This is a genomic window from Pirellulales bacterium (assembly GCA_035656635.1).
Taxonomy (GTDB): domain Bacteria; phylum Planctomycetota; class Planctomycetia; order Pirellulales; family JADZDJ01; genus DATJYL01.
Genome location: DASRSD010000158.1, coordinates 92,643 through 104,382, shown reverse-complemented (window position 1 = coordinate 104,382; position 11,740 = coordinate 92,643). Strand labels below are relative to the sequence as shown.

Sequence of the window (11,740 nt, the reverse complement as noted above, 5' to 3'; positions counted from 1 at the left end):
TGTCGCGCTAACGTTTTGCGAGTGTGCTAGGCTTTGTATGGAAATCCAACCAGGATCATTTTGGCTGGTTGTAATGTGGAAAGTGAATGGTACCGTTGTAGGACCGAGCCAAGGATTGACCTTCCAAATCTCAGATGGAATTGCCGCACCGGCGCCACTTGAAGCGACTCCAGCCGTTTCTGGATTGGGATTGCCAGTACTACTATTATCTGCATTGATTTGAAAACTTATATAAGCACCATCACTGGTTGTAAGCTGAATGCTAAATCCCGTCGCGCTATCGGCAAACGCCCCGGTCGTGAGAACAGGATCTACCCAGTAGAATGTAATCGTGCCCGATATCACCACATCCCACGAGGCATTTTGTCGGTTGCCTCCTGGGTAGACGTCCCAATAGTCGGGGTTGAGCGCCGGTAAGCCGGTTCCCGTGCCCGCGACCGCTTGCGTGAAGGCACCGTTGCTACCGGAAACACTTGCTATAGCGTTAGAATTTGAAACGTCGAAGCTAAAAATGTTACTTCCGACGCGCTTGTCTCCGCTAACAACTGCGGTGGTGGCTGCTGTGGCAGTAGCGCTGCCTGTATCTCCTAGTATGTTTGCAGGGATTTGTGCTCCTTGTAACGGTTCAGCCGAAGCGGCTAGAAATCGCTGATGGTCGCTCGTTGATGCACTCTTGCCGTCTGAAATCGGGAATCCACCGACGACCGTAGTACCAGACGAAGAAGCGGCAGCGCTATCCGCGATGCCGTAATCATTGTTCTGCCGTTTCAAATACGGGGCGGCGATCGGTGGGGGAACTATCATAGCAAGGTTGATTGTAGCGGGATCACTAGGCGTCCCTCCGCCATCATCATTAGCGGCTGCTGCAAAAAGTTGAGTATCAGGACCATTCGATGGTATTGGCGTCGGACTTCCGCCATCATCGTATGTCCAACTTTGTTGGCTATCATCATACGTCAAATCCGTAGACCAACCATCGCTGCCGTCGGTATCAGTCCCGACCAATTGGTCTCCGCTATCTAAAATGCCATCGTTATTGACATCGTCGTAAAAGTTAACCGACGTCACGGGATGGTCATTTGTCCCTTGCACGCCGTAGGCAAATAGTTGGAACGTATCAGCGTCCGTTTGGCCCGCTGCCACTCCGGCGACCGAAGTGGTGAATGTGTTTGGGTCGGTGAAGGTGTTGATCGTATCGGCGGTACTGAATTTGATTTCGAGTAAGTTGGTAAAGATTGGATCGTCACCATCGTCGACTGGGATCGATATTTGATCGTCGCTAACAATTTGGGAATCAGAGGTGTCCGTGGGATCGGGACGAGCGTAATCGGTGGCGTAAAAGTTCGAGAAGTCCAGCTTGTTGTTTTCGCTGGTATTGTCATCGATGGTATCGCTTCCCAGACTATCTTCGCCAGAATTCCAGCGGTACACGTAGGTGTCGTCGCCGGTGCCGCCGTGGAGATCGTCATCGCCTGTGCCGCCTTCCAGGCGGTCGTCGCCGGCGTCGCCGTAAAGGTGATCGTCGCCGTCCTGGCCGTAGAGGAAATCGTTCCCGTCGTTGCCGTGCAGCGTGTCGCTGCCATCGCCGCCATACAGGACATCGTTGCCGGCATCCCCTTCCAGCGTGTCGTCTCCCGAACCGCCGTAGAGAATATCGTTGCCAGCATTGCCGATTAGCGAGTCGGTCGTGCCCAGCCGGCCATCCAAAATGTTATCGCGAGAGTTGCCGGTGATTGTATTTTGGCCGCTGCTGCCGCCGACGTTTTCGATGCCGGTGTCGCTGGAGAGAGTCAGCGAGAGGACGCCGCTATCGACGGTTTGCGACGAAGTGGTGTTGAGATAGACAATAATGTCGTCAGTAAAGTTGCTGAAATCGAGCGTGTCCGAATCGGTATTGGCCGACTCGGTAATTGTGTCGCTGCCTAGCAAGCCGGTGGAGCTGTTAGCGGGATTGAAAATATACGTATCGTCGCCGTCGCCGCCCGTGAGGCTGTCGTTTCCTTTGCCCCCTTCCAGGAAGTCGTTCCCATCGCCGCCGCTGAGCGTATCATCACCATCGCCGCCGAACAAATAATTATCGCGGGTGTTGCCGGTGAGGGTGTCGTTGCCGCTGCCGCCGAGGGTGTTTTCAACCCCATTGTTTTCATACAGCGTGAGCGACAGCAGCGAGGAATTGGCGTTATCGATGGGTTGGGCGGAGGTGCTGCTCAGGTCCACGGTAATGCCATCGGTAAAGGCGCTGAAATCGAGGGTATCGCTGTCGGCATTGCCGGCTTCGTCAATGTAGTCGGTGGCCGAGCTCAGGGTGGCGGGATTGAAAACATCGGTATCATTGCCCGCCTGGCCGTAGAGAGAATTGACGCCATCGCCGCCGTCCAAAGTATCGTCGCCATTCTCGCCGAAGAGGATGTCATCGCCGGCTTCGCCGTAAACCTGATCGTTGCCGTCGCTGCCCACGAGGTAATCGTTGCCCGCGCCGCCGTGCAGGATATCGTTTCCGGCGCCCTGGCCATCTCCATTGCCGCCGAAGAGATAATCATTTCCGTCGCCGCCATCGAGATAATCGTTCCCGGCTTCGCCGTACAGGTAGTCGGCGCCAGTGCCGCCGTAAAGCTGGTCGTCGCCGCCGGCGCCAATTAAGAGGTCGTCGCCGGTGCCGCCGTAAATGATGTTGCTGCCGGTCCCGGAGGCATCTGGATCGCTGCCGAAGAGGTAATCGTTCCCGGCGCCGCCATCGAGATAATTGTTCCCCGCTTCGCCGTACAGGTAGTCGTTGCCGTCGCCGCCGTAGAGCTGGTCATCGCCGCCGGCGCCCACGAGCAGGTCGTCGCCAGCGCCGCCGTAGAGGATGTCGCTGTCGGTCCCGGATTCGCTTCCATCGCTGCCGAACAGCATGTCGTTCCCATCCAAGAGGTGCTGACCGACAGCATGGCGCGGTCTTGCAACGGCTCGATGGCGGTGATGCGGCCACGCTCGGCGCACCCCTTGGGCTTGGCCGATCGCTTTTGCAGTTGGAAACCCAGGGCACTCCAGGTCGATTTCCAAGCGCGCAGCGGTAAACGCATGATCCACCTCCCAGGTAGCTGTTAAAGAAATGCCTTTTAGAAAAATTGGCGCTCCAAACCAATTTCACCCAGCGCCGGCCCACCCCTCCTTTTGGAGTTGCCGACTGGTGATGCGCGACATGCTAACGCGCGCAAGCGGCTTGTCACGCAGCGAGAGGGTAAAAAAATGAAATATCATCCAGCCCTAACACAAAATCGAATTTGCAGCGTCGAGTTGGCTGATGTGCGAATTGAAGAATACCAACCAGGAAATCTGGCGCGCTGGCTATTCGGCTCGCGGATAAGCTTCGCGGGACTTAGTGCCGTTCGGTGAAGGGGCCGGGTTGGTTGTCCCAGGTGAGATTGATGACGACCGAATCGGTGGGGCCGGTGATTTCCTGCGTGAGGCCGGAGGTGGCGGGGTCGGCATATTTTTTGGGCGCAAACCATTTCGTTTCGGACGCGCTAAGTTGCTCCAAAGAAATCACGGCCACGTGATGCACGCCCGGCACCGCGCCATCGCCGTAATCGAAGCAGGAGAGAACGAACTTGCCATCTTTGTCCAGCGCGCCGGTGGCGGCACGAGAATGATCGGGCGCGAACAAAACGTAACCGTGCGTCACCGGCTTGCCGTCAATGAGCACTTTTCCAGAAACGGGCACGCGCGTGGGTCGGCCGTCGCTGCAGCCGACGGTCACTGCCAGTGCCCAAAAAACAGCCACGGCTGCCAAACGCTGATTGCAGAGGCGTATCATTGGAGATTGAACGAATCTCCCTTATTGATTGTGGCCATGGCATTGTAATTTTTGAAATCGACGGTGTCGGTAAAGAACTTCACGTGACCGTCGCCAAACAGAAAATTTGCGCCGCCAACATGATCGCTGCCAAAGCCGCCCGTCTCGATTGTCCCAGCATCGTTATAAAAGGGGACGATCATTGATCCCGGCGTCGTGTTCAATTGCGAGGCGGTGGTGCGGAGTGAATCTTGAAAGCGGTTGGCCATGCACCACTTATTACTGCTGGCCGCGGTGTTGCCGGAACGAATTTCGCCGACGAAGGCAGTTTTGCTGAGCCCGTCAGTAATGTCGGTGAACTTTCTCGTTAACAAATAGACAAACGGGCCGGTGTTGTGCAGCTTCACCGTGGTGGCATCAATACTCGAAAGGGGATTGGAGCTTGGGTACGGGCCGTTCATGCCGTGCACAAACGCGTAGGTGCCTGTTGTATAGATGGGTTTGCCAGCAGTGGGAACAGTTGCCGTTTGACCATCGGGAAAGGGCAAAGTCATGCTGCTGGGGCAGACGAAAACGGCCGGCCGCTCTGCCAGGCCATTCAGCTTGTTTAGATTGTTTGTCCAGTCTTGCAGGCTTGGATCTTCGGTCAGTAGCCGCTGCGAATCGAACGGGCTAAGCATGTTGTACAGCTGCTGTTCTTCCAGGAACGGCAGCAGCAGCACCCAGGCGCTCATATCGCAGTAGTATTGCACTTGATTAACGGCAATAGCGCACTCGTCCCCTCGATAACCATCGCAGCCATAGCGGCCGGGCGGGAGTTTTTTGTACACGTTCACGTAATTTTGGATTGCGATGCCATGTTGCTTGAGGTTATTAGCGCATTGGGCCCGGCGCGATGCCTCGCGCGCCGCCTGCACGGCCGGCAACAACAGGGCGATAAGAATGCCAATGATGGCAATGACCACCAGCAGCTCGACCAGCGTGAAGGCCGAATGCCGCTTCGCGAAGTGTTGTCTTTGATTTCGGCGTGTGGCCGGAATTAGCGCGCGCAAAAATAGCCCGCTCGTTACCCAACGAGGTTGCATGGTGCAGCCGCTCCCACGGATAAGATACCAACCCCCCACCAGGTTTTCCCGACCGTCTGCTGCAACTTTCCTGGCATCGGCCTCGGCGCCAAGCAGGCCAAGCATACCCTGAAGAAGCTTTGGCCTGCCGCGGGCATTATAAGCTTGAATCTGCGTGGAAAGCAAGCTTTCGATGGGGCGGCCGGGCGACGGGTGATGGTCGATAGTCAGTTGGGCGATGGGTGGCCGGGGTCGAGCGCAGCGAGCCCCCGGAATTGTGACACGCTGGGCTGTGCTTCGTTCGACTACAGGCACGCCCCGCCCGACTGACACAGTCGGGCTATGTATATATATGGCGAACTTCGCGACTGACGCAGTCGGGCTATTTGCGGGCCGCCGGAATCGTTTATCATGACGGCACTGGCTGCCATGACGGCAACTGGTGCGGCCCATTGCACGGCTCGCTAAAAAACACAAATTATTTGAGTATCTGACGATGTTCCGAACAAAATTCGTTTTACTTTTCGCTGCGGCAAGTTTGCTGTTTCCTTATGCGGCAGAGAATGCCCTGGCCCAAGCGCCGAAAGCAAATGCATCATCGCCCAGCGCCAGCCCGAACCCAATGAGCAAAGACGAGAGCGCCATTCGCGCGGGCGCGGCGGAATTTTCTCGCGCGTTTGAAAAGGGGGATGCCAAAGCCATCGCCGCCATGTGGGTTGCCAACGGCGAATACGAGGATGATCAAAACGAAGTGCTCCGCGGCCGGGATGCTATTGAGAAGGCCTACACCGAGCAGTTCGCGGAAAAAAAGGGAGGCAAAATAGATATCGACGTGCAATCGGTTCGCTTTCTGACGCCTGACGTGGCGGTGGAGGAAGGCATTTTGCACGAAAGCAGCGCGGCCCGGGAACTTCCCACCACCACGCGCTATGCCGCTATCGACGTGCGCGAAGGAGGTCAATGGAAAATTGCCCAATGCCGGGAATGGGGCGGCGGACAAGATCATCTGGATGATTTGAACTGGCTGGTTGGCAAGTGGCAGGGGAGTTCCAAAGATCAGGAGATGAATCTCTCGTTCGCTTGGGACGACAAGCAGCCCCTTTTGTTGGCCAAAATATCGGCCAAGCCCGTGGGTAAAAGCGGCGGCGCGGGACAAGTTGCAGGACCATCGGGAACGATTAAAATCGGCTACGATGCCCGCCGCGGCGGATTTCATTCCTGGCACAGCAATCAGGATGGCAGCCAAAGCCGGGCCCAATGGCAGCGCGATGGCTACCGCTGGCTGATCGACGCTACGGGCCTCACCAGCGACGGCAAAGACCTGACGGCCGAATACGTGCTCACCCGGGTCGATAACAACAATTTCACCTGGCGCGCCGTCAGTCGGAAGGTGGGCGGCCAACTGTTGCCCGACAGCCTGCCGATCAAACTGACGCGCGTAACGGAGAGTAAGTGAGCGAGAGATTGATTTCCCGCGCAAGGGCGCTGTGCTTGTTTCTCAACGAGCGAAACGAATTCACACTTTCAGAAAGTTGATTGATATGTCACGCCACATTGCAGCGCTATGGATGGCCACGCTGGTGGGATTGGTTTGTCTGGGCGGAGATGCTTTGGGCCGCGGCTTTGGCGGCGGAGGATTTCACGGCGGTGGCGGTGGCGGTGGATTCGGCGGCGGCGGCGACCGCAGTTTTGGCGGTGGCGATTTTGGGGGTGGAGATCGCAATTTCGGCGGTAACGCTGGCGGAGATCGGAATTTCGGCGGCGGCGACTTTGGCGGTGACCGCAACGTTGGCGGCGGCGATTTCAGTGCCGATCGCTTCGGCGGCTACGGCGGCAATCGTTATGGAAATTTCAACGGGGACCGCGCTGCGGCCGGCAATATTGGCGATCGCGCTGCGGCGGGCAATGCCGGTGACCGGGGATGGCAAAGCGCATACGCCAACAGCCGCTTTGCCGGCGACGGCGGGCTCGGCCGGTTTTCAAACGTCAATGCGGCGAATTTTAATCACGTGACGAACAACTGGTCGCACGCCGATGTTGCCAATCGCGCCGGCTTAGTGCGCAACAATTTCAACTATTACAATTGCTTTCATCCCGACTGGTATGCCGCGCACCCGGGCTGCTGGTTTGCGGCCGGTTGGGGCACCGGCGCCGCCTGGCGCTGGGCCACGTGGCCGGTTGTCACTTCCTGGTGCGCTTTTACCGGACCGCCGGCGTATTACGACTACGGCAACAACATTGTTTACGAGAACAACGACGTGTATTACGACGGCCAGGATGTGTGCACGGCCCAGCAGTACGCGCAATTGGCCACCAATTTGGCCGATGCCGGTCAGCAGGCCGCGGCACCCACCACCGAAGATTGGCAGCCGCTGGGAGTGTTCGCGCTGGTGCAAGGCAGCGATACCACCTCCAACAATTTGTTTCAGTTGGCGCTGAACAAGCAGGGCATCATTCGCGGCAATTATTATGACGGCCTGATGGATACCACCACGCCGGTCTACGGCTCGGTCGACAAGAAAAATCAACGGGCCGCCTGGACGATTGGCAAATCGAACGACCGGGTATTCGATACGGGCATTTACAATCTCACCAAGCCCGAGGCGCCGGTGTTGGTTCACTTTGGGGGCGATCGCACGCAGCAGTGGCTGTTGGTGCGTGCCGATCAGCAGCAGAGCGGATCACAACCATGAGAATATTTTCATGGCGGCGGCAATAAAAACAGCCCAGCAAGCCGGCGAGTTGCCTTATCAGCAGCGCCCTGTTATTGCCGGCTCCCAATGGTAGCGCAAACATCAGTGAGAACAGCCCTACCGCAACACAGCACTTTTGTGCTGGCCGCGTTTGTGTTTGGGCGATTGGTGTTTAGACGGCGGTTTTGTTAAAGCCCACCGCGTCAGATTGTCGCTAGAAACCGCTTTTTTGCCAACTGAATTACGTGTCCAACGTCCTCAATGGAAACCGGTTTGGATAAGAACAGTTCAAAGCCGGATGCTTCACATTCCTTGCGATGTGGTTCATCGCTGTGGCTGGTAAGCGCAACTAGCAGGTAATTTGGCAGATTAAGGTCGTGCAAATCTTCGGCCACCTCGAAGCCATCTAAGCCGGGCATTGCAATGTCCAGAAAAATAACGTGCGGTATGAATTCCTGCACTGTTTGCACAGCGTTTACGCTATCCTGGCAGGTGCGAATTTCGCAGTCGTGATGAGCCATTAAACGATCAAGAAGATGCAACGCATCCCGGCTGTCATCCACGATCAAGACACGCAGTTTCATTGCGGAAGCCCTCCCCGCATAAATCGTATGCAGTTGCCCGAGCCTTTCAATGGCCCCGCCGCCTCAGATATTTCCGTGCCACGCTGCGATTCGTCGCACCCATGGGTTATCACAAGGATCACCCCGTTGCCTGTTGTTTGCAAACGGATCGGCAACACGCAGCAAATCGCGCGGACGCCACTGCTGCCTTCAGCAGTGTTTTTTCCCGCCAATCGCTTGCACGTTCCCACGAGAGCAGCGCCCTATGATCACCGCACCCCAATAGATCGTGCAAACATCAGTGAGAGCAGCCGTCCCCGAGCCAAGCACCTTCGTGCTGGGCGTCTTGGCGCTGCCGTCTATCCCAAGCTGCCCAACGCCCATCCGCCGGGCGATGATGGCTCTTATCGACGCCGCACGGTGAGGTTTCATATCCTCAACAGCAGACCGTACGGGCGGCAGCCGTCGACGCGGGCGAATTCTCAGTCATAGAATTTGGTTCTTTGCTGCGGCGAAATGAAAGGAAAACGATGATCGAACTCAAAACGATTCCGTAAATGACCGGCGTTTCGATACCCAGTCTCCATTCGTAGAACAACCAATTCGATGCGCCGTCAAAATGGCCAAATGTAAATGCGAAAATTATCACCACCGCATAACGTCTCGGAAGAGTTGAGGCCAGCCAAAACGCGCCTAGGTCGTAAAGCAGGTGCATCAGCACAAAATCCGACCAGCCCCGCACCATGAACCAGCGCCAAAACCCGTTGGCCTCATGCACGGTTTCTGGATGCGCCCAATACGAGCCAGGTTGGCCTATCAGGGTGAGAATCGGATCAAAAAGCATCACGCCAAACATCACCCAGCGGAGCCGCCGGAGGATTTCATCGCCCGTCTGGTTGGGAATCGGAGAAACCACCCAGGCAATCGCCGCACTCAACAGCAGGGCGTACAAGCCCACGCCGTCAAAACCCAGATGCCAGCGCACGGCCAACCAGTTACACGACCCGTAGTAATGGCCAAAAATGACGGACAAACCGGCCACCAGCGCCGCCTTCCGGGGCAGGATGGACACGACAACGAACGCCAGCGCCATGTAAATCAGGCAAGAGAGCGCATAAAGCTGCCAGCCCCGGCTCAGGAAAAATTCAAAAGTATGATTGACGGAATTGTGGAGGCGCAGGCCGTCGCCGCGGATCGCTTGTTCAGGATTGAGCCAAAAACGTGCTGGCTGCCCGGCCAACGTGTTGTACATACTGAACAGCATTGCGGCAATCATGACCCAGCGCAGCCGCTTGACGATTGAGTCGTCGGTTAATTTAAATCGAGGAATGGACATTTCACACGTAATATGAAAATTCTTTTAGGATTTCTCACTTGACCTGTTATGGCTCAATGCACTTTTCACCTTCATTGCCTGCCTTATTCACATAAGCGCTAACTCGCACTTTTGACATTTCGCTGGCTGGGAATGGCTCATAAAAATAGGTGAGCTTGTCTGGATCATTCATTGCCGGATCAAGCCAGGCATCGTAGTCGCCAGGCGATAAAATGACTGGCAACCTGTCGTGAATCGGGGCCATTAGCTCGTTTGCAGCAGTTGTTAGAATCGCGCATGATTCCAACGATTTTCCCCACCGTTCCCAAACGCCGGCAAACGCGAACGGTTCGCCGCCCTTCACCTGGAACAGCCACGGCGCGTCGCCCTTAATTTTCTTCGGTATCTTTTTCCATTCGTAGAAGCCGTCTGCGAGTACCAGGCAGCGACGTTTTTTAATTGCACTGCGGAACATTGGTTTTGTGGCGATTGTTTCACTTACCGCATTGATCGGGCAGAGTTTGGCGTCTTTGGCCCACGATGGCACGAAGCCCCATTGCACTGTTGACAGTTCGCGGCCGGTATCCGTTTGCCGAATTAGCGGCACTTGATTCGTTGGGCAGATATTAAATCGCCCGAATAGCTCAAATGGCTCGCCCCGAACCTCCGCAGCGAATTCTTGCAGTATGTTGTTCAACCGCCGGCGTAGTGTGAATCGTCCGCACATATAAAAATTATAGTTTTGGAACTGTCCAAACGTCCAGCATACTGTTGCTGCTTTGCTGACAAAAGATCAATACGCCAGACCTCTCAACGCAAATCGCAGAACGCCAAGATTATTTTTATCAACGGAGAAACCAAATGGTCGAAGTAGGCTTCGAGCAATCTAGTATAACGATCATTATGGTTTAGAAGATTTATATAGCGCAAACATCAGTCAGGCCATTGGGATTTGAAACCAAGACTGACAGAAAGATAATCATGTTGGTCGCAAAACTGCCACGAATTTCGCTGGTTTACGATCAGCACTATGAAAAAGTCGCTGGGCACAACACCTGCTATTAGAGCGGCTAAGAGCAACGGTAATTACAATTCAAGGGAATCTCCGTTAGCGCTCATCCGCCTGATTTGCCATTCTCTAATACAGTGTTGCTGTCCCCATGTCTAACGAACCTGCCGATCCGCAGAAGTCCGAACACGGCGACGAGGGAAAAGAAAAACGCCGTCCCAGTAAGCCCATCTACCAGCGGCCGTTCTTAATGTTCGGGCTCATCGGCGGAGTGGTCGTCGTGGTGATTGTCGGCGCGGCGTGGTGGTTGTACGCGCGACAATTCGAATCGACCGACGATGCGTTTATCGACGGCCACACTGTGCAAGTCGCGCCAAAAATATCGGGTTACGTTGCCAAACTTTTGATCGACGACAACCAGCTGGTGAATGCAGGCGATACGTTGCTGGAAATTGATTCACGCGACTACGACATCGCCTTAGCCAATGCCCAGGCGGCGGCGGCATCGGCCCTGGGAGCGGAAGCGCAGGGAAAGGCCCGGGTCGATGCGGCCATTGCCGAGGCTGCCGCCGACGATGCTCAAGTGCTGGCTGCGCAGGCCACGGCCGAAAACGCCCAACAAGATTACGAGCGAAATAACCGCCTCACGCCTCGTTCGGTAAGCCAGCAAACGCTCGATTCGTCCGCGGCTACCGCCAAGTCGTCCGTGGCGCAGACCGCAGCGGCGAAAGCCCGGGCAGATTCTGCGGCCGAGCAAATCAGATTAGCCAAAGCCCAATTGGCGAGTGCCCAAGCCGATGTCAAGCAAGCGTTGGTCAAAGTGGGCCAGGCAAAACTAAATCTCTCGTATACAAAAATTGTGTCGCCGATTCAGGGCCGGGTCACGCACCGCACCGTGGAGCTGGGCGATTATATTGAACCGGGCCAGCCGCTGTTTGCTTTGGTCGATCCAAATTTATGGGTCACCGCCAATTTCAAAGAAACGCAATTGACTCAAATGCGAAGCGGGCAGTCGGTCGAAATCACCTTCGATGCGTACCCTGGCCGGAAGCTTCAGGCCCACATCGATAGCTTCCAGCGCGGAACCGGAGCCAGGTTCAGCGCGCTGCCGCCGGAAAACGCAACCGGCAATTACGTTAAAGTGGTGCAACGCGTTCCGGTCAAAATTGCCTTCGACCAACCGATTCCGGACGACATGGTGTTAGGCCCGGGCATGTCGGTTATTCCCACGGTTAGCATTCGAAAAACCGGCTCGTCGCAAATGCAATCGACGACCGCTCAAGTAGATGGTCCCAAGGCAACGGGCCAGCAATAGCGA

The 11,740-nt window shown here is 55.9% G+C and carries 9 protein-coding genes; 3 read left to right on the top strand and 6 right to left on the bottom strand.

Annotated features, from left to right (window positions below; genetic code table 11):
• The 3 genes from VFE46_16320 to VFE46_16310 form a co-directional block, all read right to left on the bottom strand.
• On the bottom strand, positions 1-2,895 hold a 2,895-nt coding region (locus VFE46_16320; protein ID HZZ29563.1), incomplete at its 3' end, for a calcium-binding protein.
• A gap of 466 nt (positions 2,896-3,361) precedes the next feature.
• Positions 3,362-3,766, bottom strand: coding sequence for a hypothetical protein (locus VFE46_16315; protein ID HZZ29562.1), 405 nt, complete (start codon positions 3,764-3,766; stop codon positions 3,362-3,364).
• 29 nt (positions 3,767-3,795) lie between these two features.
• Positions 3,796-4,968: a DUF1559 domain-containing protein gene (locus VFE46_16310; GenBank protein HZZ29561.1), complete on the bottom strand. Its 1,173-nt coding sequence runs from the start codon at positions 4,966-4,968 to the stop codon at positions 3,796-3,798.
• A gap of 370 nt (positions 4,969-5,338) precedes the next feature.
• Here VFE46_16310 and VFE46_16305 point away from each other — a divergent pair, with 370 nt between their 5' ends.
• Positions 5,339-6,298, top strand: a complete 960-nt coding sequence (locus VFE46_16305) for an SgcJ/EcaC family oxidoreductase (protein HZZ29560.1) — start codon at positions 5,339-5,341, stop codon at positions 6,296-6,298.
• 85 nt (positions 6,299-6,383) lie between these two features.
• Complete coding sequence (locus VFE46_16300; protein HZZ29559.1) at positions 6,384-7,535, top strand: hypothetical protein; 1,152 nt, start codon at positions 6,384-6,386, stop codon at positions 7,533-7,535.
• A gap of 203 nt (positions 7,536-7,738) precedes the next feature.
• Here VFE46_16300 and VFE46_16295 read toward each other — a convergent pair whose 3' ends face one another.
• From VFE46_16295 to VFE46_16285, 3 genes are all read right to left on the bottom strand, one after another.
• Complete coding sequence (locus VFE46_16295) at positions 7,739-8,119, bottom strand: response regulator (protein ID HZZ29558.1); 381 nt, start codon at positions 8,117-8,119, stop codon at positions 7,739-7,741.
• Positions 8,120-8,534: 415 nt separating this feature from the next.
• Positions 8,535-9,434 (bottom strand): hypothetical protein, encoded by a 900-nt coding sequence (locus VFE46_16290; GenBank protein ID HZZ29557.1) that lies wholly within the window; start codon positions 9,432-9,434, stop codon positions 8,535-8,537.
• Between the two features lie 46 nt (positions 9,435-9,480).
• Positions 9,481-10,140 carry an SOS response-associated peptidase gene (locus VFE46_16285; GenBank protein HZZ29556.1) on the bottom strand — a complete coding sequence of 220 codons (660 nt, stop codon included), beginning with the start codon at positions 10,138-10,140 and terminating at the stop codon, positions 9,481-9,483.
• A 433-nt stretch (positions 10,141-10,573) separates the two neighbouring features.
• Between VFE46_16285 and VFE46_16280 the strand changes: the two genes are divergently transcribed.
• Positions 10,574-11,737: an HlyD family secretion protein gene (locus VFE46_16280; protein ID HZZ29555.1), complete on the top strand. Its 1,164-nt coding sequence runs from the start codon at positions 10,574-10,576 to the stop codon at positions 11,735-11,737.
• The last annotated feature ends 3 nt before the right edge of the window (positions 11,738-11,740 follow it).